This window comes from Streptomyces sp. NPDC023157, from assembly GCF_055560575.1.
The window spans coordinates 105,501-131,074 of the sequence record NZ_JBVHIL010000014.1; the positions used below are offsets into that span (position 1 = coordinate 105,501).

28 protein-coding genes and 3 pseudogenes are annotated in these 25,574 nt (G+C 71.2%); 14 read left to right on the forward strand and 17 right to left on the reverse strand.

Annotation, left to right across the window (positions count from 1 at the left end; translation table 11 throughout):
- Positions 1–63 precede the first annotated feature (63 nt).
- Both ACZ3ZE_RS35545 and sigK read right to left on the reverse strand, forming a co-directional pair.
- The gene (locus ACZ3ZE_RS35545) at positions 64–951 is read right to left on the reverse strand and encodes an anti-sigma factor (protein ID WP_467261947.1); all 888 of its coding nucleotides are present in this window, start codon (positions 949–951) and stop codon (positions 64–66) included.
- The gene (gene sigK / locus ACZ3ZE_RS35550; RefSeq protein ID WP_467261949.1) at positions 948–1,472 is read right to left on the reverse strand and encodes an ECF RNA polymerase sigma factor SigK; all 525 of its coding nucleotides are present in this window, start codon (positions 1,470–1,472) and stop codon (positions 948–950) included. The genes ACZ3ZE_RS35545 and sigK overlap by 4 nt, the downstream gene beginning before the upstream one ends.
- 474 nt (positions 1,473–1,946) lie before the next feature.
- Here sigK and ACZ3ZE_RS35555 point away from each other — a divergent pair, with 474 nt between their 5' ends.
- From ACZ3ZE_RS35555 to ACZ3ZE_RS35575, 5 genes are all read left to right on the forward strand, one after another.
- Positions 1,947–2,606, forward strand: a complete 660-nt coding sequence (locus ACZ3ZE_RS35555) for an RNA polymerase sigma factor (RefSeq protein ID WP_467261951.1) — start codon at positions 1,947–1,949, stop codon at positions 2,604–2,606.
- A 263-nt stretch (positions 2,607–2,869) separates the two neighbouring features.
- Entirely contained in the window at positions 2,870–4,126 is a 1,257-nt protein-coding gene (locus tag ACZ3ZE_RS35560; RefSeq protein WP_361630839.1) for an NAD(P)/FAD-dependent oxidoreductase, read from the forward strand.
- Positions 4,123–4,878 (forward strand): DUF1365 domain-containing protein, encoded by a 756-nt coding sequence (locus tag ACZ3ZE_RS35565; RefSeq protein ID WP_361176251.1) that lies wholly within the window; start codon positions 4,123–4,125, stop codon positions 4,876–4,878. Before ACZ3ZE_RS35560 ends, ACZ3ZE_RS35565 begins: the two co-directional genes overlap by 4 nt.
- Positions 4,875–6,236, forward strand: coding sequence for a cyclopropane-fatty-acyl-phospholipid synthase family protein (locus ACZ3ZE_RS35570; RefSeq protein ID WP_363293424.1), 1,362 nt, complete (start codon positions 4,875–4,877; stop codon positions 6,234–6,236). The genes ACZ3ZE_RS35565 and ACZ3ZE_RS35570 overlap by 4 nt, the downstream gene beginning before the upstream one ends.
- Positions 6,233–7,072 carry a DUF1295 domain-containing protein gene (locus ACZ3ZE_RS35575; RefSeq protein WP_467261953.1) on the forward strand — a complete coding sequence of 280 codons (840 nt, stop codon included), beginning with the start codon at positions 6,233–6,235 and terminating at the stop codon, positions 7,070–7,072. Before ACZ3ZE_RS35570 ends, ACZ3ZE_RS35575 begins: the two co-directional genes overlap by 4 nt.
- A 37-nt stretch (positions 7,073–7,109) precedes the next feature.
- On the opposite strand, the gene ACZ3ZE_RS35580 is transcribed toward ACZ3ZE_RS35575, so the two are convergent.
- The 3 genes from ACZ3ZE_RS35580 to ACZ3ZE_RS35590 form a co-directional block, all read right to left on the reverse strand.
- Positions 7,110–8,216 (reverse strand): MerR family transcriptional regulator, encoded by a 1,107-nt coding sequence (locus tag ACZ3ZE_RS35580; RefSeq protein ID WP_467261955.1) that lies wholly within the window; start codon positions 8,214–8,216, stop codon positions 7,110–7,112.
- Positions 8,217–8,277: 61 nt separating this feature from the next.
- On the reverse strand, positions 8,278–8,715 hold the full coding sequence (locus ACZ3ZE_RS35585) for an SRPBCC family protein (RefSeq protein ID WP_361176243.1): 438 nt from the start codon (positions 8,713–8,715) through the stop codon (positions 8,278–8,280).
- Between the two features lie 128 nt (positions 8,716–8,843).
- Positions 8,844–9,365 carry a DUF427 domain-containing protein gene (locus tag ACZ3ZE_RS35590; RefSeq protein WP_467261957.1) on the reverse strand — a complete coding sequence of 174 codons (522 nt, stop codon included), beginning with the start codon at positions 9,363–9,365 and terminating at the stop codon, positions 8,844–8,846.
- A 266-nt stretch (positions 9,366–9,631) separates the two neighbouring features.
- Here ACZ3ZE_RS35590 and ACZ3ZE_RS35595 point away from each other — a divergent pair, with 266 nt between their 5' ends.
- Positions 9,632–10,225 carry a DUF4383 domain-containing protein gene (locus ACZ3ZE_RS35595; protein ID WP_361176239.1) on the forward strand — a complete coding sequence of 198 codons (594 nt, stop codon included), beginning with the start codon at positions 9,632–9,634 and terminating at the stop codon, positions 10,223–10,225.
- Positions 10,222–10,881, forward strand: coding sequence for an SDR family NAD(P)-dependent oxidoreductase (locus ACZ3ZE_RS35600; protein WP_467261959.1), 660 nt, complete (start codon positions 10,222–10,224; stop codon positions 10,879–10,881). The genes ACZ3ZE_RS35595 and ACZ3ZE_RS35600 overlap by 4 nt, the downstream gene beginning before the upstream one ends.
- A 26-nt stretch (positions 10,882–10,907) precedes the next feature.
- Here ACZ3ZE_RS35600 and ACZ3ZE_RS35605 read toward each other — a convergent pair.
- The 3 genes and pseudogenes from ACZ3ZE_RS35605 to ACZ3ZE_RS35615 all read right to left on the reverse strand — a co-directional run.
- Positions 10,908–11,273, reverse strand: a pseudogene (locus ACZ3ZE_RS35605) (ferrochelatase); the annotation flags it as partial.
- A gap of 339 nt (positions 11,274–11,612) precedes the next feature.
- A complete protein-coding gene (locus ACZ3ZE_RS35610) occupies positions 11,613–11,888 on the reverse strand; it encodes a hypothetical protein (RefSeq protein WP_123441626.1) in 276 nt (91 codons plus the stop codon).
- Between the two features lie 167 nt (positions 11,889–12,055).
- The gene (locus ACZ3ZE_RS35615; RefSeq protein ID WP_361631001.1) at positions 12,056–12,373 is read right to left on the reverse strand and encodes a hypothetical protein; all 318 of its coding nucleotides are present in this window, start codon (positions 12,371–12,373) and stop codon (positions 12,056–12,058) included.
- A gap of 238 nt (positions 12,374–12,611) precedes the next feature.
- On the opposite strand from ACZ3ZE_RS35615, the pseudogene ACZ3ZE_RS35620 reads away from it, so the two are divergent.
- A pseudogene (locus tag ACZ3ZE_RS35620) lies at positions 12,612–12,928 on the forward strand (NF041680 family putative transposase); the annotation flags it as partial.
- Between the two features lie 74 nt (positions 12,929–13,002).
- On the opposite strand, the gene ACZ3ZE_RS35625 reads toward ACZ3ZE_RS35620, so the two are convergent.
- The 3 genes from ACZ3ZE_RS35625 to ACZ3ZE_RS35635 all read right to left on the reverse strand — a co-directional run bounded on the left by ACZ3ZE_RS35625 (position 13,003) and on the right by ACZ3ZE_RS35635 (position 15,585).
- Complete coding sequence (locus ACZ3ZE_RS35625; RefSeq protein ID WP_467261961.1) at positions 13,003–13,644, reverse strand: GNAT family N-acetyltransferase; 642 nt, start codon at positions 13,642–13,644, stop codon at positions 13,003–13,005.
- Positions 13,645–13,657: 13 nt separating this feature from the next.
- A complete protein-coding gene (locus ACZ3ZE_RS35630; protein ID WP_467261963.1) occupies positions 13,658–13,930 on the reverse strand; it encodes a hypothetical protein in 273 nt (90 codons plus the stop codon).
- A gap of 353 nt (positions 13,931–14,283) precedes the next feature.
- Entirely contained in the window at positions 14,284–15,585 is a 1,302-nt protein-coding gene (locus ACZ3ZE_RS35635) for a UDP-glucose dehydrogenase family protein (RefSeq protein WP_361180171.1), read from the reverse strand.
- A 269-nt stretch (positions 15,586–15,854) separates the two neighbouring features.
- Here ACZ3ZE_RS35635 and ACZ3ZE_RS35640 point away from each other — a divergent pair, with 269 nt between their 5' ends.
- On the forward strand, positions 15,855–15,998 hold the full coding sequence (locus tag ACZ3ZE_RS35640; RefSeq protein ID WP_361180169.1) for a hypothetical protein: 144 nt from the start codon (positions 15,855–15,857) through the stop codon (positions 15,996–15,998).
- A gap of 337 nt (positions 15,999–16,335) precedes the next feature.
- Positions 16,336–16,530: a hypothetical protein gene (locus ACZ3ZE_RS35645; protein ID WP_467261965.1), complete on the forward strand. Its 195-nt coding sequence runs from the start codon at positions 16,336–16,338 to the stop codon at positions 16,528–16,530.
- Between the two features lie 72 nt (positions 16,531–16,602).
- Here the strand turns inward: ACZ3ZE_RS35645 and ACZ3ZE_RS35650 are convergent, their stop codons facing one another.
- The 3 genes from ACZ3ZE_RS35650 to ACZ3ZE_RS35660 all read right to left on the reverse strand — a co-directional run bounded on the left by ACZ3ZE_RS35650 (position 16,603) and on the right by ACZ3ZE_RS35660 (position 20,409).
- Positions 16,603–17,400, reverse strand: a complete 798-nt coding sequence (locus tag ACZ3ZE_RS35650; RefSeq protein WP_467261967.1) for a hypothetical protein — start codon at positions 17,398–17,400, stop codon at positions 16,603–16,605.
- A gap of 1,133 nt (positions 17,401–18,533) precedes the next feature.
- Positions 18,534–18,887, reverse strand: coding sequence for a hypothetical protein (locus tag ACZ3ZE_RS35655; protein ID WP_361180161.1), 354 nt, complete (start codon positions 18,885–18,887; stop codon positions 18,534–18,536).
- 256 nt (positions 18,888–19,143) lie between these two features.
- Entirely contained in the window at positions 19,144–20,409 is a 1,266-nt protein-coding gene (locus ACZ3ZE_RS35660; protein WP_467261969.1) for an LPXTG cell wall anchor domain-containing protein, read from the reverse strand.
- 454 nt (positions 20,410–20,863) lie between these two features.
- Between ACZ3ZE_RS35660 and ACZ3ZE_RS35665 the strand changes: the two genes are divergently transcribed.
- The 3 genes and pseudogenes from ACZ3ZE_RS35665 to ACZ3ZE_RS35675 all read left to right on the forward strand — a co-directional run bounded on the left by ACZ3ZE_RS35665 (position 20,864) and on the right by ACZ3ZE_RS35675 (position 22,560).
- A complete protein-coding gene (locus ACZ3ZE_RS35665) occupies positions 20,864–21,031 on the forward strand; it encodes a hypothetical protein (RefSeq protein ID WP_361180157.1) in 168 nt (55 codons plus the stop codon).
- Positions 21,032–21,363: 332 nt separating this feature from the next.
- Positions 21,364–21,831, forward strand: a pseudogene (locus ACZ3ZE_RS35670) (GmrSD restriction endonuclease domain-containing protein); the annotation flags it as partial.
- A gap of 87 nt (positions 21,832–21,918) precedes the next feature.
- The gene (locus tag ACZ3ZE_RS35675; RefSeq protein WP_467261971.1) at positions 21,919–22,560 is read left to right on the forward strand and encodes a hypothetical protein; all 642 of its coding nucleotides are present in this window, start codon (positions 21,919–21,921) and stop codon (positions 22,558–22,560) included.
- A gap of 29 nt (positions 22,561–22,589) precedes the next feature.
- On the opposite strand, the gene ACZ3ZE_RS35680 is transcribed toward ACZ3ZE_RS35675, so the two are convergent.
- A complete protein-coding gene (locus ACZ3ZE_RS35680) occupies positions 22,590–23,711 on the reverse strand; it encodes an IS630 family transposase (protein WP_467261977.1) in 1,122 nt (373 codons plus the stop codon).
- Between the two features lie 140 nt (positions 23,712–23,851).
- On the opposite strand from ACZ3ZE_RS35680, the gene ACZ3ZE_RS35685 reads away from it, so the two are divergent.
- A complete protein-coding gene (locus tag ACZ3ZE_RS35685; RefSeq protein ID WP_361180150.1) occupies positions 23,852–24,733 on the forward strand; it encodes an IS5 family transposase in 882 nt (293 codons plus the stop codon).
- 39 nt (positions 24,734–24,772) lie between these two features.
- On the opposite strand, the gene ACZ3ZE_RS35690 is transcribed toward ACZ3ZE_RS35685, so the two are convergent.
- Positions 24,773–25,294: a hypothetical protein gene (locus tag ACZ3ZE_RS35690; protein ID WP_361180148.1), complete on the reverse strand. Its 522-nt coding sequence runs from the start codon at positions 25,292–25,294 to the stop codon at positions 24,773–24,775.
- Between the two features lie 55 nt (positions 25,295–25,349).
- A partial coding sequence (locus tag ACZ3ZE_RS35695) for an integrase core domain-containing protein (protein ID WP_467261973.1) occupies positions 25,350–25,574 on the reverse strand: 225 nt, incomplete at its 5' end.

A 25,574-nucleotide genomic window follows, 5' to 3' on the forward strand; every position in this document is an offset into this window, starting at 1 on the left:
GACCGGAGCGACCGGCCCGGTTCCCGCGGCTGCGACAGGTCCTCGTGGTGAGGGTGCCCGGCGTCAGCGTGCCGCGTGGATCCTGCCGGAAGAGGTCGGTCGGCCGACGCTCCGGCTCGGCCCTTGCAGGCCGGGGCGGAGCGTCGGTTCGTGCGTCCTCAGGGCCCGGGGGTCCGACCCAACGGGGGAGAGGTCAGGCCGGAAGGGCCAGCAGGAGCAGGGGCCGGGTCGTGGGCCGCGCCGACCCCCCTGCCGGTTCGAGGGTGAGCCCCACTCCCGTCGCGTCGTGCGGGAGCCGTCGAGGAGGACCGTGCCGTCGGCGTGGATGAACCCGGCGGGCCGCATCGTTCCCTCGTGGTCGAGCCACAGCTGGTACGTGTGGCCCTCCGCCGGGACCGGAAGCCCGGTGGCCGTGAAAACTGCCCGGTTCTGCCGGCCCGACGAGACGACCGTGGTCACCGCGCCGTTGGTGGCCCGCCCGTGCACGGTCCGCGCGTCGGGCGCGGCCAGCACCCCGCTCACGGCCTCCAGTCGTTCCTGGGCCTGCCGGGCCTGCTGCCGGGCGTCCTCGTTCTGCTGGTGCCGCCAGGCGGCGAGGCCGGCGAAGGACGCGGCGGCGGCCAGGCTCGCGGCGAGCGCGAGCGGGACCGCCCTGCGCCTGACCGACCGGGTCAGGCCCGCCGTCGGGCCGACGGCCCGCACGCGGGGCGGCAGCTGGCGTGCGCCCTCGACGGCGGCGAGCGTCCGCCGCCGCTTGAGGGCCTCCGGCGGCGTCCGGCCGACGGAGGCCGCGAGCCGCGCGGCGGTCGCCTCGAATCCGCTCACCTCCCTGCGGCAGTCCTCGCAGTGCGTGAGGTGGGCGGCGAACTCGTCCCGTTCCACGGGGTCGAGGGCGTGCAGAGCGTACGCGGCCGTGAGCGCGTGGAGGTCGGAGTGGTGCTGCCGGGTCACGAGGTCACGCCCATGCAGTCGCGGAGGCGGATCAGTCCGTCGCGCATGCGTGTCGTGATGGTCGGAAGCGGGGTCCGCAGGCTCTGGGTGACCTCGCGATAGGTCAGGCCCTGGTAGTAGGCGAGGATCACGGCCTCGCGCTGGAGTTCGGTCAGACCGCGCAGACAACGGCGTACCCGCTCGCGCTCCAGCCGGGTCTCCACCTGCTCGGCGACCTCGTCGAAGGCGGTGGTGTGCTCTCGTGCCGCCTGGGCCTGCTCCCGGTCGTACGCGGCCCGGGCCGAGCGCACGCGGTCGACGGCCCGCCGGTGGGCGATCGTCGCCGCCCAGGTCGTCACGCTTCCGGCCGTCGGCTCGCACCGGGCGGCCTGGCGCCACAGCTCGATCATGACCTCCTGGGTGACCTCCTCGGACTGGGCCCGGTCGCGCACCACGCGCAGTACGGTGCCGAAGACCAGCGGGGCGAGGGTGTCGTAGAGCGTGGAGAACGCCTCCCTGTCGCCCCTGGCGACCTCCCGCATCACGTCGACCGGACCGCCCCGCGCGTCGGTGCCGGCGGCACCGGAGGGGAGCGGGCCGGGTCACCTTGCCGGCCCCGGAAGTCGGGATGGGACGGAGCCGCCCGGAGGGGTCGTCCTCGGAGTGGGGAGCCATCGCATGCTGGTCCTTCGCGGTTCGGCGGGCCTGCGGCCGCCCGTTCGGCAGCCCGCGGAGAGCGTGCGGGAAGCTCCCGGGGGTACTTCGGCGCGGGTGCCCCGCCGGATGGGCCCCGAAGGTCACGATCTCGTCGCGGTGACATCACCTGAGCTGCGACGTTCCTCGCGTGCATCGATTTGCGAGAAATTCCGATGCGTAAACGATGCGAGTTGTGGGCGGGAGCCGCCGGGCGGAACGTGATGCCCACGGGGTCATCGAGGTCCCGGACCGGCCGCTCGCGAAGCGCACGCGGCATACCCGGGGGGACGCCCACGCCACCACCTGGAGGAGGAAGTGCCATGACCGCACCACGGCCGACCGGAGCCCCCGCCCCCGCCTCTCCCACGACAGTCGTCCACACGGACACCACCAGCGACGCCACCACCCCGGTCGGCGCCGACGACACCGCCACCGACGACCGGATCGCCCGGGGCCTGGTCGACGGCGACGACCAGTGCCTGGCCGTCGCCTACCAGCGCTGGGGCCGCCTGGTGCAGACCCTCGCGGCCCGCGCCCTCGGGGACCCCCGGGAGGCGGAGGACGTCACCCAGCAGGTGTTCGTCGCCGCCTGGCGCGGCCGGGCCAACTTCCGTCCCGAACGGGGCAGTCTGCCCGCCTGGATCACCGGCATCGCCCGACGCAAGATCGCCGACGCCCTGACCGCCCGCACACGGCGGATCGAACTCGCGGCGAGCCTCGGCGCGTCCCTGGAGCGGGAAAGCCCGGTGCACGACGAGCCCGAGCGGGTCCTGGACCGGCTGGTCGTCACCGAGGAGCTGTCCCGGCTGCCGCACGTGCAGCGGGACGTCCTGGAGCTCGCCTTCTTCACCGACCTGACCCAGACCCAGATCGCCGACCGGACCGGCATGCCGCTCGGCACGGTCAAGAGCCACGCCCGCCGCGGTCTCCAGCGCATGAGGCGCAACCTCGAACTGGCCGGCGCCGGCGGGCGCCGCTGACCGACCGCTCACGCCCGACCGGTCACATCCGACCCGTGACGGCCGAGCCGCCGGAGCGCCCGGTCGAGCTCCCGGCCGAACCGGGCACCGACGCGCCGCCGCCGCGGTCCGGGAACCGGCCCCGGATCCGCTCAGGATCCGACCCATCCAGGCGGCCGACGGCTCCGAACCACTTCACGGCCCGACCGCCCTGCGAGCGGGCACAGCACACGACACGGCGTCGCCTCCGCACGGGAGCGCCGCACACAAGGGGATGGGACACGATGAACGGACGCAGCGTCGCCGTGGTGGGGGCGGGGGTGGCGGGCCTCACCGCCGCCCATTACCTCTCCCGGACACACGACGTGGTGCTGTACGAGTCGGACGACCGGCTCGGCGGCCACGCGCACACCCACGAACTGCCCGCCGCCGAGGGCAGGACGCTCCACGTGGACACCGGCTTCATCGTCCACAACGAACGCACCTACCCCCACCTCCTGCGCCTCTTCCGCGAGTTGGACGTCGCCACGCAGGACGCCGAGATGAGCATGTCCGTGCGCTGCGACGGCTGCGGCCTGGAGTACGCGGGCGCGCGCGGTCTCCGCGGCATGCTCGGCGGGGGCAACGTCCGGCGGCGCGAGCACCTGCTGACGCTCGCCCACGTGCCCCGGTTCCACCGTGCCGCCCGCGGTCTGCTCGCCGCCGACGACATGACCCTCACGCTCGGCGGTTTCCTCCGCGCCCACCGCTTCTCCGCCCACTTCGTCAGCCACTTCGCGATCCCCCTCGTCTCCTCCGTCTGGTCCTGCGCCCCCGACACGGCGCTGCGCTACCCGGCCGTGTACCTCTTCCGCTTCCTCGACCACCACGGGCTCCTCTCCGTGACCGGATCCCCCCAGTGGAAGACCGTCACCGGCGGATCCGCCGCGTACGTCGAACGCCTCGCCAAGTCGATCCCCTCCGTGCGGGTCGACACCGCGGTGCGCGCCGTGATCCGGGGGGACGGCCGGGCCACGGTCGTCACCGCGGACGGCGCGTCGGCCGAGCACGCTGCCGTCGTGCTCGCGGTCCACCCCGACCAGGCCCTGCGGCTGCTCGCCGACCCCACCGAGCAGGAACGGCGGGTCCTCGGCGCGTTCACGTACTCCCGCAATCCGACCGTCCTGCACCGCGACACGAGCCTGCTGCCGCGCTCGCCCCACGCCCGCGCCTCCTGGAACTACCTCCTGCCGTCCTGCACCGCCCGCCCGGGCTCCGTGCAGGTCAGCTACGACATGAACCGGCTCCAGCGGCTCCGCACCCGCGAGCCGCACGTCGTCACCCTCAACCCCGGAGACCGCGTCGACGCCTCGACGGTGCTGGCCCGCATGACGTACGAACACCCCGTCTACACCCCGGAATCGGTGGCCGCCCAGCGGCTCCTGCCGACCCTGCGCACGCCCGTCACCGCCTACGCCGGCGCGTACCACGGCTGGGGCTTCCACGAGGACGGCTGCCGCTCGGGCGTCGAGGCCGCCCGTCACCTGGGAGCCCGGACATGAAGACGACCGCCCCGATACCGCCCCTCGTACCGGCCCTGTACGAGACGGAGATCACGCACACCCGCGTCACCCCGTTCCGGTACGGGATCCGGCATCGCACCTACATGTGGCTGGTCGACCTGGACGACCCGCCGCTCCTGCCGCGGCCGCTCCGCCCGCTCGCCCGCTTCGACCCGGCCGACCACTTCGACGGGGACGCCCCCTCCCTCCGGGCCGGGCTCGACGCCCGGCTGGCCGCGCACGGCGTCCACGACGCGGACGGCCAAGTGCTGATGCTCGCCCACGCGCGAGTGCTCGGACACGTCTTCAACCCGCTCAGCCTCTACTGGTGCCACGACCGGGCCGGCCGGCCCGTCTGCGTCGTGGCCGAGGTGCACAACACGTACGGCGGGCGGCACACCTACCTGCTGCGCACCGACGCGCGAGGCCGCGCCGAGACGGCCAAGGGCTTCTACGTCTCGCCGTTCCTGGACGTCGCGGGCACCTACCGGATGCGGCTGCCGCTCCCCGGCGACCGCCTCGACCTGACCGTCCAGCTCCGCGACACCGACGGCAGCCGCCCCCTGACCGCCACCGTCCGCGGCGCCCGGCGGCCCGCCGGCCCCGGTGGCCTCCTGGCGGCCACGCTCCGCCACCCGTGGTCGACCGCGGCCGTCTCCCTCGGCATCCGCCGCCACGGCGTCCGCCTCTACCTCAAGGGGCTCCGCGTCCGGCCCCGCACCACCCCCACCCCGCAGGAAGGCACCCCGTGACCCTCTCGACTCCACCGCCCGCCACCCACGACGTCCACGGGGGCCGCGTCGAGGTCGACCCCGACCGCTGGCCGGACGTCGCCCGCGCCCCGCATGCCTCCGCCGTGCGCACCGCCGTGGCGCGCCGCATCATCGGACGCGCGTTCACCCGGCTGCCCCTGCGGACGGTGACGACCGGCGGGACCACCATCCCGGCGCCGCGGTACGGCGACGCCGGCGCCGTACCGACGCTCACGCTGCACGACCCCGAGGCCTTCCACCGGCGGATCGCCTCCGACGGGCTGATCGGCTTCGGGGAGTCGTACATGGCCGGCGAATGGGACGCCGACGACCTCGTGGGCGTCCTCACCGTCCTCGCCCGCCACGTCGACGACCTCGTCCCCGCACCGCTGCACCGGTTCAGGGGAGCCTGGGTGCGGCGCAGGCCGCGCGCCGACCTCAACACCCCCGACGGGTCCCGCGAGAACATCCGCCGTCACTACGACCTCTCCAACGAGCTCTTCGCCCTCTTCCTCGACCCCGGACTCAGCTACTCGTCCGCCGTCTTCGATCCCCTCCCCGGCGCCCCCGGCACCTCAGGGGTACTCTCCGACGCGGCCTTCACCACCGCCCAGCACCGCAAGATCGACCGGCTCCTCGACCTGGCGGAGACCGGCCCGGGCACCGAGCTCCTGGAGATCGGCACCGGCTGGGGCGAACTCGCGATCCGCGCCGCGGCCCGCGGCGCCCGCGTCCGCACCGTCACCCTCTCCGAGGAGCAGCTCGCCCTCGCGCGGGAGCGCATCGCCCGGGCCGGCGTCGCCGACCGCGTCACCATCGAACTCCTGGACTACCGGGCCGTACGCGGCCGGTACGACGCCGTCGTGAGCGTCGAGATGATCGAGGCCGTCGGCGCCGAGTTCTGGCCTGACTACTTCGCCGCCCTCCGGCGCCTCCTCGCCCCCGGCGGCCGGGTCGCGCTCCAGGCCATCACGATGCCGCACGAACGGATGCTCGCGACCGCCCGCACCCACACCTGGATCAGCAAGTACGTCTTCCCCGGCGGCCTCATCCCCTCACCGGAGGCCATCGCCCGTGAGTCCGCCGCCGCCGGACTGAGCATCACCCACGACACCGGCTTCGGCGGTCACTACGCGGAGACCCTCCACGAGTGGCGCGCCCGATTCCAGCACGAGGAGGCGGCCGTCGAGGCCCTCGGCTTCGACCGCGTCTTCCGCCGCATGTGGGAGTTCTACCTCGCCTGGTCCGAGGCCGGGTTCCGCGCCCACTACCTCGACGTCCGCCAGCTCCGGCTCGTCGCCGACGACACGGGCACGGCGTCCTCCTCCCCGGCCGACCGGTACGGGGAGACGCCGTGAGCTCCGTCGACACCACGGCGCTCGGCTCCGTCCTGGCCGCCTCGGCCGCCGCCGCCCTCGCCGTCATGCTGGTGGCCTTCGCCGTCGGCACCGCCCGGCGGCTGCACCGGATCGTCGACGTCGCCTGGGGCATCGCCTTCGCGGCCGTCGCGTCGGTGTCCTGGTTCCTGGCGGACGGCCACGGCCACGGCGACGGCGTCCGGCGGAGCATCGTCGCGCTCGCGACCGTCGTCTGGGGACTGCGGCTCGCCGTCCACATCGCCCGCCGGGGGCGCGGCCACGGGGAGGACCCCCGGTACGCGCGCATGCTCGCCCGCGCCCGCGGCAACCCCGCCCTCTACGCCCTGGGGAAGGTGTACCTGCTCCAGGGCGCCCTCGTCTGGCTGGTCTCGCTGCCCGTCCAGTTCGCGGTCCTGCTGCCCGGACCACCGGGCGCGACCCTGTATCTCGGGCTCGCCGTCTGGGCGGCCGGACTCGCCTGCGAGGCGGTGGGGGACCACCAGCTCGCCCGCTTCAAGTCGGACCCGGCCAACCGGGGGCGCGTCATGGACCGGGGCCTGTGGAGCTGGACCCGCCACCCGAACTACTTCGGTGACTTCGTGGTGTGGTGGGGCCTCTACCTGACGGCCTGCGCCACCTGGCAGACCGCCCTGCTCACCCTGGTCTCCCCGCTCGTCATGAGCGGCCTCCTCATCTGGGGCAGCGGCAAACGGCTCCTGGAGGCCCACATGCGGGACCGTCCGGGCTACGCGGAGTACCGGGCCCGGACGAGCGGCTTCGTCCCCCTGCCGCCCCGCCCGCGCTGGCCGGGGACGCCCGGCCTGCCCCGTCCCTGAACAGCCCGGGGCCGGCGTCAGCAGCCCGGGGCCGACCTCAGCCGCCGGCCCCGAAGGCCCCGGAGGCCCCCTCCTGCCGCCCGGTCGGCTCCTCGACGCCCTCGCCCTCCCCGTACAGCCGGGAGATCAGGGCGAGGGCCTCGCGCAGGCCGGCGGGACGCACCATGCCGGGCACGGGCGTCCGGCCGGGCCAGCCGGGGCCCGCGAGGAGGACCTGGGGCGAGGTGCGCGCTCCCCGCACCCCGAACGTGGCCCGCGCGACCCGCTGGGCCAGGGCGGGGTCGGCGGTGGCCCGGGACTGGGACCAGAGGACGACGGCGGCGGGCCCCGAGTGCCGGACCGCCGCGTCGAGGGCCTCGGCGGGCACGGCCGCGCCGAACATCCTGGTCGGCAGCCCGCGTTCGGCCAGGCCCGCGGCGAGCGCCTCCAGCGGCAGCGTGTGCTGTTCCGAAGGGACGCACGTCAGCAGGACCGGCGGCGCCTGGGAGGTGACCGCGGGTCCGGAGGCGGCGGCCCGCCGCAGCGTCGTGGAGATGTGCCAGGAGAGCAGGTGCTCCACCTCGACGTAGCGGTCGTCCGACGACTCCCACTTCCGGCCCACCGCGCGCAGGGTCGGCGCCATGATCTCCTCCCAGGAGGTGACCAGGCCGTACTCCGTCATCGCCGCCCGGAGCAGCTCCTCCATGGCGGGCGCGTCGAGCCGCATGGCGGCGCGGGCCAGCCCCCGGCTCTCCTGCCGGACGTCGCCCAGCGGCAGTCCGCTGCCGGCCGCCGACCGCCGGGCGGGCGCCGCCGGTTCCCGCGGGCGTTCCGGTCCGGGTTCCCCCTCGGGTGCCGCCGGACTGGTGACGGCGGCACGGTCCGGAGCGGCGGCACGCACGGCGGAGGCGTCTCGCGAGCCCGGCGAGGAGCGTTCCCGGCGGGCGGCCCGCGCCGCCTCGGCCGGCGGGACGCCGGAGGCCGTGAGACGGCACATCTCCTCCAGCATCGCCACGTCTGCGGGGCTCCACCGCCGGTGGCGTCCGCACCCGTGGTCGGCCGGGCCGATGCCGTACCGCCGGTCCCAGGACCGCACGGTGGTCGGGGAGACGCCGAGACGCCGGGCCAGGGCACCCGTGGTGATGCCGGGATCGGTGTCGTGCATGGTCACCACCGTGGGGTGCGGGAGCGGGGCGGACAGGCGCGTGCGGAGCGGGGGCGGACGGTCAGGGACGCCAGGCCCCGGCCGCCGGGGGAAGGCGCTCGGCCACGCCGTCGGCCAGCCGCTCGAACTCGCCGCGCAGGAACGGCGCGGCCAGCCGTGCGAGGCCCTTGAAGGTGAGCGACGCACGGTACGTCAGCCGCGTCGCCGTCCCCTCCTCGGCGAACCGCAGGTCGTCCAGCGCCGTCACGGTCCTGTTCTCGCCGCGGAACACCAGGCGGAAGGGTTCCCGGACGAAGAGTTCGTACCGCAGCTCGGTCGTGCGGCCACGGAACCGGGACGTGTTGAGCCACCGGGCGCCCCGCCGCACGGGCCCGTCGTCGAGCCGCACGCAGCGCACGGTGCCGGGGTCCCACTCCTCGGCACGGGTGAAGTCCTCCAGGTAGGCGATGACCTCCGCCACGGGCCGTCGCACCACGAGCACCCGCTCCACACTGATCACCGTACGGCCTCCTCCGCCTGCCACCGGGCCGCGCGCCGGCACCGGTCGTCCTGGGTTTCCGGCCGGGCCCCCGGACCGGATGCACCCGAGGATCCGGCCGCGGCCGCCCCGGTGGGCGGGGGACTGGCTCACCAGCCCCACGTGCCGGGACCGCCCTTGAAAGGGCCCTCGATCTCGCGCGTGATCCACCCGCCGTAGAAGTCGCCGTCCTGAGCGGTTACCGGCTCCCCGTCGACCGCGCACCCCACCGCGGACGGATAGAAGGCGAGGTGGCCGCGGAGCGCCTCGTACGGGCCGAGGGGTTCCTCGTAGCTCCACGCGGCGCGGGGGACGACGAGCCCGCCGACGACGACGTCCCAGTAGGACGCGGCGCCCTTCCACTCGCAGTGGGTGCGGCCGGGCCGGGGGCGCAGGAACTCCGCGCGCACGTCGCGGCGGGGCAGGTAGTACGTCGGTGGGTGGCTGGTCTCCAGGACCCGCAGGCCGGCGCGCGTGTCAGCGACGACCCGGCCGTCCACCACCACCGTCACGCGGCGGTCGTCGCCGACCAGCCGGGGCGGGCGCGGGTAGTCCCACACGCTCTCCGTCGGCCGGTCACCGGGCCGGGCGGGTTGCCGGACGCCGTCCGCCGCTTCCTCCGCGCCGTCCATGGGCTCTCCTCGGCTCTCGTCATGGCTCCGCTGCCCGTTCTTCCGCCGCGCACCGCTCCGCGGATGCGACCGGGCCGCCCCGCGGGGGCGGACGGGTGAACGGCTCGCTGCCGGCCCGGGAGGCGCATCCGTGCGCTCTCGGGGTGAGAAGAAGGCATGAAGCATCACGAAAGGTGCTTCGGCACATGTCCGTTCGCGTGGAGCCCGATCCGTACGGCGGTGGCCCGGGCGACGGACGGAACCACGGACAGGCAGGGAAACCAGCTGTGCGACTCAAAGACGAACTTCCGGTGGACCACCACCTCACCACCGTGTACCGCTGGGGTGCCGCCCTCTGCGGCTGCGTCCTCCTCGTGTTCGGCTGCCTCGGCTTCGCCGACGCGCTGAGCCCCTTCGACACCTCCGGCGCGCGGATCGCCGGGATGACCACCAACACCGCGCTGAGCTGGATCTCGGTGCTCACGGGGCTGCTCCTCCTGGCCGGCGCGGTCGCGGGCGGGAACATCGCCTCCACCGTCAACCTGCTTGTGGGCGGCGGGTTCCTGCTCAGCGGCTTCTACCACCTGTTCGTGCTCGACCGGCCCGCCAACTTCCTCGACTTCGGCATGACCAACGTGATGTTCAGTTTCCTCATGGGGCTGCTGATCCTCACGTTCGGCATGTACGGGCGGGTGTCCAGCAAGCTGTCGCACGACAACCCCTACTGGCGCAGGCGCCACCCGCGCGAGGCCGCCGCGGAGTCGCTGGCGCGCCGCCGCCGCCTCGCCGCCGCGTCCCTCCCGCCCGGGGCCGCGCGCACCACGGTGCCGACGCTCCCCGGAACGGCCGGTCCGGCGATCTCCGAAGGGCCCCCGAGGTGACCGCGGTCCTGGTCGTGGGGGCGACGGGGATGGTCGGCGGGCTCGCCGCGCGGGCCCTGCACCGGCAGGGCGCGTCGGTGGCCCTGGCCGGCAGGAACGCCGAGCGGCTCGCCGACCCGTCGCGGCTGCCCGGCGACTGCCCCCGGCGTCTCTTCGACGCCTACGACCTCGACGGCTGCGCGGCCCTCGCACTCTGGGCGGCCCGTTCCCTCGGCCGCCTCGACCGCGTCGTCGTGGCCGTCGGAGTGGCGGGCTTCGGGCCGGCCGAGAGCGTCGACGAGCCCGCCGCCGAGCACCTCATGACCGTGAACGCCCTGGCGCCCATGGCGGTGGTCCGGGGCGCCCTGACAGTCCTGGAGGCCGGAGGCGCGATCGGCGTCGTCACCGGCGCGGTCGTCGACGCGCCCCCGCGGGGCATGGCCGACTACGCCGCGGCCAAGACGGCCCTCGCCACCTGGCTGGCCGTCGTCGGCAGGGAACAGCGGGCCCGGGGCGTCCGGATCGTCGACGCGCGCCTGCCCCACCTGGAGGGCGGGTTCGCCGCCCGGGCGGTGACCGGGGAGCCGCCGAGGCTCCCGCCCGGAGCCGACCCGGCGGCGGCGGTCGAACGGCATCTGCTCGCGCCCCTGGCCGGCGCCCCGGAGCACCCGCGCTGAGCGTCCCCGGGGCTCCGGCGCGTCCCTCAGGCGTACGGGCTGTCGGCGCCGGCCGCCGCGGGGCGCTCCGCGCGTGCGGGGCAGCAGCCGATCGGACAGAGGTCGTGCGAGGCTCCGAGCGCGCCCAGGGCGCAACGCTCGGCACGCTGCCCGCGCTCGGCCGTCGCGCGCTCCAGGACGAGCTCGCGCACGGCCGCCGCGAACCGCGGGTCGGCACCGACGGTCGCCGAGCGCCGGACCGGGAGGCCCAGCTCGGCGGCCTTGGCGGTGGCCTCGGTGTCGAGGTCGTAGAGGACCTCCATGTGGTCGGAGACGAAGCCGATGGGCACCATGACGACCGCGGGCGCCCCGGCCCCGTGCAGCGCCTCCAGGTGCTCGCAGATGTCAACCTCGTCGACCGGCTCCAGGAAGCCGGGGAACACGGCTGGCTCGGCGAGGTCGCCGCCATCGAGACCACCATGGCCGCCGCCACACAGAAGCTGGAGGCCATGCGCGAGCGTGCGGCGCAACCGTCCACCGTCCATCTCGGCATGCCCAACATCCGCCAGGACGCCGGCCGGTCTACCGCGCGGCCTGCCCTTGGCTGACGGCCGACCCCATCAGGCGTCTCGCACCTGCCCGGCTCAGTCGCCACCTCAGTGAGGCAGCCGGGCCTCGATGATCACGGCGATGCCGACAACGGCTTGGTCCCGTTGATAACGAGCGAAGCCAGACACGAGCGATGACGAAGATCAAAAGGGAACCGATAGTCCGGCCTCGCGCAGCTGCAACAGTGCTGTGGACATGCATTGCTGCACAGTCCTCCCGTCAGCACGCATGCCATGCTCCAAGGGACCCCCACTGGCGGCGAACGTCCACGCTGGCGCGCTTTCAGCCACTCTCTCGGCGTCCACTCTGATCATGGCGTTCACGCCCTGCTCACCCAGCCATTCCAGGATGAGGAGTGTCACGTCCTCGATGCCACCATCCTGGTCGATCTTTGGCCGACGGCCCTGCTTCCCTGTCATTGTCGGGACTCTACTGAGGGGGTCGAAGCGGCTGTCATCCAGCCGTCGCGCGCATCGACCCCAAGCAGCGAAACGAGGATGCGGAGGGTCCTAACTTGTTGGTGAGATGCCGGGTCATGGTTGAGCTGAATGCGTCTCGATCGGTCCGGTCCGACGCGCTTGCCGGATCAGCTGGACTGGTCGGCGGAGGGGTAGCCGACGCTGTCCGTGTAGAAGTGGCCCTGCTCGCACAGGTCGTCGATCTCAAGGTTCTCTTCCTCGCTGAGTTGCTCATCCAGCGCAACATCGATGACGTTCCGGGCGCGGGACAGTCGCCGCGCGACATCCCAGTCGAGGATGAATTTGCCGACGGTGTACTCGTCGGCGGTTCCGGATCCCATGCGGGATCCGAGTCGGTCGAGGGAAACCACGAACTCGTTCAGGTCCTGTAGGACGGCGACGACCTCGTTGAGGGGTATGCGGATCTCTCGGGAGGACATGTCCATCGGCCGATTCAACTCCAGAGCTGGCACTCCGGCCCAGATCGCAGTCTTGCTGGTCGGGGCTGGTCCGGGAATGAATGCGGCCACCGGTGATCATCGGTGTGTGAAGACAGAAGATCAGTCGGTGGCCGCAGGTCACAGCATAGATCCCGGCCGCTGGCGGGACATGTTCGAGGTCCTGATGGGCCGCATCGCGGGGCGGTTCGGCCGGGTGGAACCACGGCGCCGGGCACGGGCGTTCGTGCTCGTTGCCCACACCCAGCTCCGCCTCGCCCGGCCACTCGCCGCAGATCTCCGACGGCCCTGGGAGAAGCCGGACCAGGAGCCAGGTCCAGCGCCAAGCCCGAACGCCTCACCCCGGCCCGGGTCCGCCGCGGGTTCAGGAACATCCGCGCCTACCTGCTCTGCCCGGCCCGTGTTCCCCAACCTCGTGGCGCTGGGCCCGGACGCCCCCTCGGCTCGAAGAACCGACAGCCCGCCACCCGCTACGACGTCGGCAAAACCGTCAAACGCCCCGAGACCCTCAAGGCCATCGGCAAGCCTGGAAGATCCTGGTAGATAGAGAACAAGCTAAGTTGAGTGTCAATGATTCGTCTCATGGCTCCCGGCTACGCGGGACGCAACCTGGGCAGTCAGGTGTAGGCCAGGAGTCTCCTGGCGATCGCTACTCCCGCCCACGCGGCGATGACCCCAACGATGGCCCGCTTCCTTCCGGGCGCCAGATCAGGCCGGTGCCTCGTGTGCAGGAGTAGCAGGTCGAGGGCAGGCCCGGTCGGGCTGCTTTGGTAGCTGCCGGCGTGCTGGTAGCCCAGGTGCCGGTAGAGATGCTGGAAGGGTGCGCCGGGCAGGGCGAGGAGGGAGGCCCATTCGGGGCGCAGGGTGTCGATGAGCTGTTGGTGGAGGCGGGTGGCGATACCGCGGCCCTGCCAGCCGGGGCGTACGGCGAGCTCGCAGATGCCGGCCAGGGACTGGGTGGTGCGGGCGGCGGTGGGGGTGATGTGGGCCAGGAGGGTCTCGCCGTACCAGTAGGCGGGGGTGCAGCGGAAGCCGTAGATGTAGCCGACGAGGGTGCCGTCTGTGTAGGCGGTGATGAGGGTGAAGCTGTCGTGGTGGGTGTGGCTGGTGATCTGGTTGCGCAGGGTGTCGGGGGTGAAGCCGGCATCGGCGGGGGCGGGGTGGGCGGCGTGGGCCTCGGCCCAGGTGTCTACGAGCGTGTCGAGGAGAAGGGGGACGTCGCTCGGGCCGTATGAGCGGTAGACAGGGATGGAAAGCACCGGCAGCTTCCCGTCAGGCGGCCGCGGTGGCGGCGTGGTAGCTGTCGAGGTAGGCGGAGACGGTTCGAGAGCGGGCGTGGGGCTGCAGTGTCCTGGTGACGGTTTGCGGGGAGCGCTGGAGTCGTTCGGAGCGGACGTCGGTGAGGTGGGCGAGGGCGCGGTGCGCGGCGTCGGTGACGGCGGCGGTGGCGGCGTCGAGGTCGGGGTGAGCCTTGCGGGTGTCGTGGAGGGCGATGTCCGCGGTGTAGAGGGCGCGGTTGCGCGGGTGACCGTCGGCGAAAAGCATGAGGGCCTGTGCGGCTCCCGCGCTGGCGCGGTCGTGCTGGCCGAGGTCGACGCGGCAGAGGGATTCCAGTCGGCGAGGAAGCCGGCGAAGTCATCGCCGCCCTCGTCGGCGCCACCGGCCAAAATCCGCGCAAAGGACAGACCCACACCCTCGCGGATGTCGAGCGGGAACTCCTGGACACCGCGATGACCGCGCTGGCCGCCGTCGCCCACCTCCGCACGAATGACGCCGAGCCCGCCGACGTCCTCGCTCTCCTCGACGACCACGCCCGCACCGTCGCCCGCCTCTCCTGAACACGCCGCTGCCCCGGCCGGGAACCTTCCTCCGGCCGGGGCAGCGGCATGCTCGCCCGGTTACGGCCGTCCGACGGACATGTAGGTGAACCCCCACTCCCGCATCCGGGCCGGCTCCAGCAGATTCCGCCCGTCGAAGACCACCGGCCGCCGCATCCGCCCCGCCACCGCGGCCCAGTCGACCTCCGCCAGCTGCGGCCACTCGGTGACCACCACCGCCGCGTCCGCGCCCTCCAGCGCCTCCTCCACGCTCGCGTACCGGACCGCGGACGCCCACGGCTCAACGTCCCCGGGGCGGGCCAGCGGATCCCAGCACCGCACCCGCGCGCCCTCAGCGAGAAGCCGGGAGGCCAGGACCGTCGACGGCGCCTCGCGCATGTCGTCCGTGCCCGGCTTGAACGCCATCCCCAGCAGCACGACCTCCCGCCCAGCCAGGTCACCCAGGGCGTCCTTCAGACCCTGCAGAGGCCGGCGCCGCTGGATGTTGTTCACGTCGATCACCGCCGACAGCAGCATCGGGTGGAAACCCGAGTTCGACGCGATCTGCCGCAGCGCCTCGACGTCCTTCGGGAAGCACGACCCGCCCCACCCGATCCCCGCGTTCAAGAAGTGCGGGCCGAGCCGATGGTCCATCCCCACCGCCGCCAGCACCTTCGTCACGTCCGCGCCCGTCCGGTCGCACAGGTTCGCCATCTCGTTGGCGTAGCTGATCCTCGTGGCGAGCAGCGCGTTCGACGCGAGCTTCACCGTCTCCGCGGACCGCACGTCCATCGTCACCACCGGCGCGTCGATCCCCGTGTGCAGCCCCGCGACCAGAGCGGCCGCTGTCTCGTCGCCGTCCGTACCGATCACGATCCGGTCCGGGCCCATGAAGTCCCGCACCGCCCGGCCCTCCGCGGTGAACTCCGGGTTCGACACGTACCCGGCCCCTGCGAGGCCCACCTCGTCCAGCAGCGCACGCGCCCGTGCTCCGGTGCCGATCGGGACGGTCGACTTCATCACCACCACCCGCAGGCACTCCGCCCCGGCCAGGGACCGGACGACCGACCACACCCGTGACAGATCCGCGTCACCCGACGCCGACGGCGGGGTGTCGACACACACGTACGCCACTTCCGCCTGCGTCAGGGCCTCACCGAGGTCGAGCGTGAACCGCAGCCGCTCCTTGTTCCGGGCGATCATGTCGCCCAGGCCCGGCTCGTAGATCGGCACCTCACCGGCCTGAAGGGCCTCGACTTTCGCAGGGTCGATGTCGCGTACGACGACGTCGTGCCCCAGCTCCGCCAGACACGCACCTGTCACCAGCCCGATGTAGCCGGCGCCGAAGACAGTGACTCGATTCGGCCGGAACGTCATGGTCATTCGTCCAATCTCGACAGCGGAACCGGCATGTCGGCAGGGGAAGTTCCTTCGGAATCTCGCGCAAGGAAGCGTCCACCCTATCCCTTGCCGGGTACTGCCCGGACGGCGCGCGAGACCGGCCGGCTGCTGACGGGATGCGGTCGTAGGCTGCCGGTGGAATTGACCGGCCACCGCCTGGAGAAGACCCGTGACCGACACAGCCCCGCTCGTCCGGCACACAGCACCAGCTCCCGCCCGGCCCCGGAGCATCGTGCGCGTGGCGCTGTTCGATGAGACGGATCGCGTCCTGCTCCCGCGACACGACCGTGCCTGTCCAGGGCGCCGGCCCGAGCCCCGAGGAGGTCGCCGCGGCGATCCGGGCTGACCCGGAGGTGGCCCGCGCGGCCGCCGCCGCGCTGGCGGCGGGCGCCTGAACGAAGGCCGCCCCGGCAGGCACGGGGATCCCTTCCGCCAAAGAACAAGGGCGAGCATCGCGCTGAGGTGCGGCTGACACACGCCGCAGCCTGTGCAGTCCCGATCAGCCATGCTCTCTGCCCGCAGGGACGTGCCGAAACTGGCTCGGATCCGCCGGCGGCTGAACGAGAAGGCGCGTTCCTCCAGGTTGTCGAGGAACGCGCCGATGGTCTCCTGGGCCGTCTCGGCCACGCCGGACAGCGTACGCACCTCGCCGACGGACTGTGGCCGGTCGGCCAGCCGGGCCCAGGCCCGCCTCCATGGACACGGGCCGAGGCGGTGGGTGATGATCTGCGCATGATCAACCGACTCAGCGCGGGGGCTTCGGCCTTCGGCTTCCTCGGCAGCCTGATGCTGCTCGCAGTCGCCATCGACAAGTACCGTGCCGGCGCATCGCTCCTCTGGCTCGTGGCTGGCGTAGCGATCTTCCTCAGCGCGTGCTACACACTCGTGCGGGACGTGCGCGGGCTCCGCCGCGGGCCGGCTTCCTGACCCGGCCGCCGCAGCGGAGTTGAAAGCGGCGCGTGAGACGCACGGACTGCCGGCTGCGGCGGCCGGGCCGGATTACACGGTGACCGTGTTTGGATCGAGGACCTGGTCTGCCGGCGGGGGTGTGGCGTTGACGGGCTGGTTGAAGTCGCGGAGGTACAGGTCTGCGGGTTCGGTGCCGCCGGTGGTCTGGATGCGCAGGGCGTAGGGCTTGCCCTTCTTGGCGACGTGGATGGTGGTGACCGCGTCGCTCGCGTTCTCACGCTCGTAGATGACCGCGATGGGCTGGCCGTCCTCGGTGGTGTCGGCGCCGCGCGTGAAGTTCGGGTCGAGGCCGCCGTCGGGCACGAGGATCTTGGTGAATTCGGCCAGGTCGCACACCTTGGTGCCCATGGTCTTGGCCATTTCCTTGTTGGCCTTGATCCACCGGTCCTGGAACTTGGCGACGAGGGCGTCGGCCTGCTTGCGCGGGATGGCGTTCTTCTTGTCCATCGACAAGGAGGTGCGCCAGAAGCGTTCGTCGCCCTTGACGTACACGGTGTGGCCGTTCTTGACGACGTCGATGGTGCCGATGCCCTCGGGGGCGATCTTGCCGGTGCAGTTGCCCTTGGCGTCCAAAACGATGTTGATGTCGGCGCTCTGCCCGTCGGCGAAGACGGTGCCGTTCAGCCGCAGCGAGGTGACGCTGGCGGTGGCCTTGCGGGTCTTCAGCTCGATCTGGGCGGCGGTGAGGCTGGCGAACGAGTCTGCCGGCGTGGCCGGGGTGGCGCTGTTCTTGGTGCCGGCGTCGGTGGTGTTCGTGCCGCAGCCGGTGGCGGCCGTGATCACGGCGGCGGCCAGCAGGACGACGGCGGTGGTGCGGTGGTGCTTCACGTGCGGGTTCCCTCCCCTTTGAACGTGTCACTGTAGGTGATGCTGGTAGGGCTCTGGCCAGCGGTTTTCCGGTAGTGGTGGGGGCACGACAGGTTCTTCTGCGATACCGGGCAAGGAATGAGCGCTACCCGCGGATCGGGACCTACGGGGTTCCCGCCTGCCGAGCACGAGAAGGACCTGCACTCAACGCCGTCTGGCGGGACGCGGCAGGCTTCCAGCGCGTGTACCCGGTGCGGGACGAGAAGGGGAACTGGAGCACCGAGCTGGACCTGGCGCCCGGGGACTGGCGGTTCTTCATCGACATCCACCCGGCAGGCCCCGAGGGAACCCTGACCCTGGGGATCGACCTCGCGATCACGGACCATACGATCCGCGCCCGCCTCCCGAGGCGGCCCATACCTCGCGGATCAGCGCGTACAGGGTCACCCCTCCGACGGCGCGTTCGTACCCGGCGAGGCGAGCGAGCTGACCGGGAAGGGCGCCTGTTGCGCGGGCTCGGGCGGCACTTTGTTTGCCCAGGGCCGGGGACTGGCGGCGGGCGGCCGGGGGGAGAGAGTAGGGGCGGCCCGGCGGTACTGCTCCCAGAGCGCGTCTGGGCGCCGGGCCTCGCCCGCGCACGCCATATCGGCGCGGGCTGAGGCCGACTTTACGGGAGGCACTCGAACCTGCCCACCGCTTCCAGTGATCGGACCCTGGCGGGGATCACCATCGGGGGCCGGGGTGTCCGGAGTCCATCGCGAACGACCGGGCCACCACAGCACGGTGCCGTCCAAGCACGGGGCTTTGCGGCCGGCGGCACGTATGCGCTCGCAGCGTCCGTCGATTCCGGGTACAGCCGGGCCGGAGCATCGGTGTCACAGCGTTGAGCCCGGGCAATCCCGGCGAGAGACTACGCGGGCGGTGGAGTCCGGCCCGCGAGTTTGCGTCTACGGATCTGGTCGGCAGGCTCGGGGATGGTGCAAGCGATGCAGAGCCGTCGCAGCAGCGCGCGGTTCGCGCGGGAGAAGTACACCATGTCGCTGCGTACCCGCCGCGGGCGGTTACCCGGCCTTACGGGACCAATCGTCGGGACACGGATCGAATCGTCTCGCTGTCGATGCGCGCTCGTAAGCAGACTTGCGGATCGAGGGAGCTCAGCGGTAGCGCGGGAGGCCGCCGGAGTCGGGGAGCTCATCTTCGAAGTCGCAGGCGGCCACGGCGTCGTAGCCGCGGTCCCAGGCCGCGGTGAGCAGGCGTGCAACGGGCTCGACGAGGGAGGGTCCGCCTTCGTCGGCTTCGGCCTCGATGGTGAGTGGCCAGCCGATGAAGTCGTCGGCGAGTCCGGCGTCCGGATTAGGGCAGGTGTCGAAGACCATCCGGCCAGCCCGGACGGTGTAATGGTCGTCGGCTTGGGCTCCGAGGGTGACCGCGATGAGGTCGGCCAGGAACTGCTGGCTGGTGCCGCGGACAAAGAGGCGGCAGTTGCCGTAGTCCTTCGCGGTGCTCACGAGGCCTCCTCCTGGGGCTCGACCAACGTGCCCTTCTCGAACCGGACGCCGGGCGCGGGCCCAGGGTACGCGGTGATCGCGGGTCAGTGTCCGTGGGCGGCCTCGACGAGCTTGGACACCATGGCCAGGGCCGTAGCCGGGCTTTCGGCGCCGGAGGTGACCGTCGTCCGGCACTCGACGGTCAAGAAGGTCGACTCGCAAGGCCTGAAGGGTCTCTCCCGAAAGGCAGGGACCCTTCACGCCTCCTGTCTGCCTCTTACGCGTCGGTGCCGGCCTTACGGCGGCGCATGATGAATACGGCCCCGGCGCCGAGCACGACGGCTGATCCACCTGCAAGGGCGAGCGGCATCGTGGCGGAGCCGGCGCCCGTGGTGGCCAGGTTTCCGCCGGACGACGAGGAACCGGAGCTGCCGTTGCTGGCAGCCGTGTTGGACTGGCCACCCTGCTGGGACGTGTTGCCATTGCCATCGGTGGACCCGGATCCGCTGTCGCCGGCGGAGCCGGTGCCGCCGGTGGACCCGCTTCCAGGCTTGCCAGGCTTCTTGGCGGCGATGGCGAACTCGAAGATCTCCAGTTCAGGCGTGCCCCCGCACGACTCGTCGTCGTTCCAGTAGTCGGCTCCGTAGGCGAAGGCGCCGTTCCCGGCTGCCGCCTTGCTGTCGACAGTCAGGCGCAGCTTGATGTCCTTGTGTGCCTTGGCGCCGAGCGCGCCGATGTTGGGCACACTGTCGAGGTGGTTGTACGTCTTCCAGGCGCCGCCCAGGGAGTACTGCAGCTTCAGGCGGGCGTCGAGCGGCTTGTTCTTCAGGTCGAACGCGCGGACCATCAGGAACGGGGAGACCTCGTCCATGGCCTTGGCGGTGCCGTTCGTCAGCCGCAGCGTGTAGTCGGCCGTGCCGCCCGCCGTGACCTTCGCAGGACCGGTGAAGCGCGCGGTGAACAGCGGCTCCGGCGTGCAGCCGGCCCCCTCAGCCTCCTCCAGCGCCTTCTGCGCGGCGTCGAGAGTGGCCTTGGCGCTGGTCACCTTCTTGAGGGCGTTGGCCTTCGCGGCACGCGCAGCGGTGAGCGCGTCGGAGAGCGCCTTGTCGGCCTTCGCCTGCTCGGCATCGGCGGCCGTCTTGGCGTCCGCGGCATCCTTGGCCTTCAGCTTGGCCTCGTCGAGCTCGGCCTGCGCACCGGCCTTGTCACCCTCGACGGCCTCGTCGAACTTCTTCTGCGCGTCGATGACACCCTGATCGGCTGTCGCCTTGTTCGCGGCCGCCTTGTCCGCGGCCTTCTTGGCCTTGTCGGCGGCGGTACGCACCGGGGTGGTGCCGTACTCCAGGTCGGCGAGGGGCTCGATGGTCGCCAGGTAGGCCGCGTCGGCGGCGTCGTACGCCGCCTGGGCCACGGCGACGGCTTCACGCAGCTTCTCCAACTCGCCCTGCTGCTCCTGGCGGGAGGCAGGGCCGGAAGGCTTGGTGTCGGCGAACGCGGGTGCGGTGGAGAGCAGTACGACGGGCGTGGTCACGGCGGCTGCCACGGCGGTCGCGAGAATGCGACGAATTTTCACAGCGGACCTTCTCTTCGGACAAAGCAACGACACTGAAGGGTGTGGGGGTCGCACGCCCGCGGCTGCTTCACACTGGCGCGACGCTGCCGTGAGCTTAAGCGCGGAAGTTTCCGCGGAGCAGTGGAAATTCGCCGCGTCCCCGTCGACGTGCGCTGGGCAAGTCGTGAAAATCTGGACAGTTGTCCACGTCGCCCGGCCGAAATTGGTGATTCATGTCATACGCTTCGCGCAATAATTCGTCACAAGGGATCGGCGTGCATTCTCCGCGTCGAGGCGCTTGGACGTCGGCACACACCGCAAGATCATCTCTGTGTTCGATGCGGCCTGTTCGTGCTTGGCCCTTACCTGCGGCGACGATAAATCAGCGCGCCGACTGACAGTGCCGATTGTGGACGATTGCAAGGTTGGCTCTGACTGAAGTTCCATGAAATCCCAGGCCGAGCCGGATGCTCCCGCCCCGGTCCGCTCGTTCGCCTGCTTCCTGCGCCGGGACCTCGCCGCCGTCGCCGCCGGCCTCAATCTCGAATGGAGCTCAGGCAAGGTCGAGGGCAACGCGAATCGGATTAAAACGATCAATAGCGGAACCATGTAGGTCGGGCCTCGTTCCGGCTCCTGAGAATTCGCATCCTCACCCGGATCTGAGAGGGCTCGCGCTTTGACCAGTCGTCAGGGCTGGCCGCTGATCTGCCGAGAGAGCCCCTGGAAGAACTCCTGAAGACTGGCTGCAGCAAGGTCGAACTTATCGAGCCGCGAGGCGGTGGTCGACCTCCAGATCCGCCCGGAGCCGGCCAGTGCGAACAGGTGACCGCCCCCGTCGCTGGCGAATACCAGGGCAGGCTCTTTTCCGTCGATCTGGATGGCCCCGTACTCGCGGAAGTGGTCGCCGGACTGGGCCAGGGGCGGGAGGACCGCTAGAACCTGTTCGTGATCAAGAACATGGCCCGCGGCCTCGCCGCGCTCACCCTCGCCCTGACCCCTCTCGCAATCCCCCAGACCGCCAGCGCCACACCCCAGGCGCCGACGGCCGCCGAGGTGTTGACCCTCGCGGCGGCGATCAAGCAGATCCCCCTGGCCGACGAATCCCGAGAGGGATACACCCGGGAAAAGTTCAGGCACTGGAACGCCGGCCTGGACCCGGCCGACGGCTGCAACACCCGCGCCGAGGTGCTACTCGATGAGGCTGTCGAGTCCCCGACCGTCGTCGACAGGTGCAAGCTGACCGGCGGCCGGTGGGTGAGCTACTACGACGGCCAGGAGATCACCGACCCCGGCAAGATCGACATCGACCACATGGTGCCGCTCGCCGAGGCCTGGGGCTCAGGGGCCTCAGCCTGGGATGCGAAACGCCGTGAGGCCTACGCCAACGACCAAGGCACCTCTACCTCGCTAGTGCTCTGACCGCATACCTTCGCCGGGTTGGGCGGGTGTGGGGCCATTAATGCCAGCTACCTGGCCGAGGCATCCGCCTATGCTCGGCTCGTGCAGCCGCTTTCCGACCGCAGCAATCCGTTGATCATGGCGTTCCCAGCCGAGCTTGCAAGCGATGCCGAGGCAGTCCTGGCGGTGATGCCTGATTCTCGGCTCCAGCCGCATGCCCCGTTCTCGGTCGCTGTCGAGGGCCAGCAGGTTTTGATCCCCGGGCGCCTCTACAACGACGAGCCGCCAACTGACAGGGTGGCGTCGCTTTCGTCGCGCCAACAACAGCTTCTGCACTGCCTGTACTCAAGGCACTGCGACGGCATGGTCAGGCAGCGCCACCTGGAGAAGGTCGTTGGTTCCACGGACCCATGGGTCGTCCCCTTCGTCGTGCAGCTGGTTGGCGAGTACGTCTTGGAGATCCTGGTCGTCATCTGCGATGAGCTCCGTGATCTCGCCACGCCCGGCACCTGCGGCCACCTCGCTTACGGGCAGTTCATCGTGGACAACCCTGCTTTCTTCGCGTGCACTCAACGGCGGGTCGTGAGCTACTGGAGCTGCTACTACCGGGGCACCTACGCGAGTTTTCGGGGCTACCCGGGGTGCACGGTTCTTGACCTCCTACGGTCCGCTGCCTCCGACAGGGCGGGACATTCCTGGCCCAACCTCGCTCCAGCCGGCGCCAGGGTGGACGGCTACTGCTAGGACCCGGCCGGGCAAGGTCGCCGGGCTGGTCAAGCGGCATCGGCGAGGGGACGTCCGCCCCAACGGATGCCCTTCTCGCTGCGGATGCGAGCGCGCTCGCGGCGCTGGGCTGCCAGCACGTCGGGGTGACGGGCATTCGCGTTGCGCCAGCGCAGATAGGCGTGCAGGGCCCGGGTCTGCACGGTGTGGTTGCGATGGTTGGAGTTGGCGATGGTGAACTGTCGGAGCGGCCCGAAGTGCGCCTCGATTGGGTTGGCCCAGGACGCGTATGTCGGCGTGAAGCACAGCTCGACACGGTTCTTCTTCGCCCAGCGGCGGATCGTCTCGCCCTTGTGTGCGGACAGGTTGTCCAGGATGACGTAGATGGGGGCGCCGTCCGGTCGGGCGGCCCGGACCGATCTGAGCGCGGCCAGCGTGTTCGCGGCGCCCTTCTTCCGGCGGTTGACGCCCCAGAGCGTGTCGTCACCGACCGAATAGCAGCCGTGGAAGTACCTGACGCCATGCGTGCGGTGGTAGGTCGCCGGGTGCCGCTCGGGGTGACTGGCGGGGGCCCAGCCCGCACCGCCGGTGGGGCGGATGCCGAGCGGGCCGAACTCGTCGAACGCGAAGACCCGGTCCGGGAAGCGGTCCAGGACCTCTTCGATCCGGTCCAGCTTTGCCTCGCGGTCGGGGTCCGGGGACTCCTTCCACGTCTTGGTGCGCTGGAAGGTGATGCCGCGGCGGGCGAGCAGACGGCGTAACGCCTCGCGGCCGATGCGGATGACCCGCCCGTGAACTTTCCGCAGGTGGGCCAGCAGTTTGCGGATGGACCAGCGAGTGAAGGGCTGGCCAAGCTTGGTCGGGCGGGTGGTGGCCGTCTGGACGACGAAGTCCTCGTCGTCAGGACTGAGCAGGCGGGGACGGCCTCCCGCCCACCGAGGGTCCAGACAGGCCAGACCGATCTCGTTGAACCGGTGGATCACATCCCGGACGGTGTTCTCATCGGCCTGCACCAGCTGGGCGATCACCGGGACCCGGTTCCCGCCGCCCGACGCCAGCAGCATCATTGCGCGGCGGAAGCGGACCGAACTGGTGCTGCCCCGGCGCACGATCTGCTGCAGCTTCTGCCCCTCCTGGTCGGTCAACCTGCGCACACGGGCAGGCTCAGCCACCACACCCCCAGCACTCGGATCGGACGTCACGCAACATCCAACCGCCCCGACCACCAACCCGGCGTACCAATGTGGTCAGAGCACTAGGCCGTGTCCGACGGGTCGAGTGACTCGCTGAGGGGTGAATCGTTCCGCTTGATGTGGGGCGTGGCGATCTCTCTGATGCCGAGTGGGCTCAGCTGGAACCGCACCTGCCGACGAACGTCGGGCGAGGCGGGCGTTGGCACTGCCACCGGCGCGTGATCAATGGAATTCTCTTCCGGCTGCGGACCGGCCTCCCGTGGCGGGACCTGCCGCCTCACTTCGGGAAGTGGCAGACGGTCTATGACCGGCATCGCAGGTGGTCAGCCGATGGCACGTGGGAGAGGATCTTGCGTGCCATCCTCGCCGCCGCTGACGCCGCGGGCCGGATCGACTGGAGTGTGGTGAGCGTGGACTCCACGGTGTGCCGAGCTCATCAACATGCGGCCGGGGCTCGCCGCCGGCCGGCCCGCGTGCCGGGGCGACGCCGCCGCCCCGCAGAGCATCGCTCCGACGAGGCGGTCGGCCGCTCGCGGGGTGGCCTGACGACGAAGATTCACCTGGCCAGTGACGGAAGCCGACGTCCACTGTCAATTCTGATAACCCCAGGACAGTGGGGCGACGCTCCGCAGTTGATCACAGTCTTGGACCGCATCCGCGTTCCGCGCCCAGCCGGTGGCCGCCCACGTACGAGACCGGACCACGTCTGCGGGGACAAGGCATACAGCTCGCGTCGAAACCGCCAGTACCGGCGACGACGGCAGATCCAGCACACGATCCCCGAGCGTCGAGACCAGCGAGCCAACCGCCGACGACGCGGGAGCCGAGGCGGTCGCCCCACCGCTTTCGACCGGTCCCGGTATGCCCGCAGAAATGAGGTCGAGCGGTGCATCAACGTGCTCAAAGGATCCAGGGCCGTAGCGACTCGGTATGACAAGAGAGCCTACGTATTCCACGGCACGGTGACTCTGGCCGCGCTTCGCCTGTGGCTCCGCCCCTGATTCCTCGAATGCCCTTCCACAGCAGCCATGCCCACCGACTCAGTCGTCGGCCGCGACGAGGAGAGTGATCCGTCCAGCTGAGCGGTCGATGAGCACGAACTCGTGGAAGTCCTCGTGCACACGCCCCCAGTCATGAATAGCCTCATCCCCGAGCCCGCTCAGGTAGTAGATGTGCTCGGCCGCCGCCAAGCGGTCGAACACCTCCTGCTGCAGATCCGCCTCCAGCCTGGCAGGCATGTCCCCGAACTTGTTCACCCACCCCCACAGGATGTGCGTGCTCTTCTCCCGGCTGACGGTTTCGTAGACGTCGGGGGTGACCAGGCTCAGCCGATACGGGCCGTGCCTGGATCCCTCCGGCAGGACTCCACCACCTGCGTAGTCGTCCCGGAACTGTTCATGCCCGATGAGCGCCGCGAGCAGTTCCTGGGCTTCGCCGAGCTCAGCCGGGATCCGCAGATGCTTGATGTCAACCCACCTGTAGCCGTGTGACCTCGGATCCTGGAACTTGTAGTTCCGGAAATTGATGAAGGCACTGGCCTCATGGGTGAGCTGGTTCTCCATAGCGCCACAGCTTAGGAGCCGACCAAGGTCAATCTGCGGACCCATCGGACAGGCTCTAGTTGTATTGACCTGCAGGGTTGTTGACGCGGCTGATGGGCGGGTGTCCGTCGAGTGCGGTGTGGCAGCGGTGGTGGTTGTAGGTGTGGAGGAAGTCTGCCAGGGCTTCGGTCCGCTCGTGGTTCGATGTGTAGGGCCGCTGGTAGGCCCATTCGTCGAGCAGGGTGCGGTTGAAGCGTTCGACCTTGCCGTTGGTCTGGGGCCGGTAGGCACGGGTGAGTTT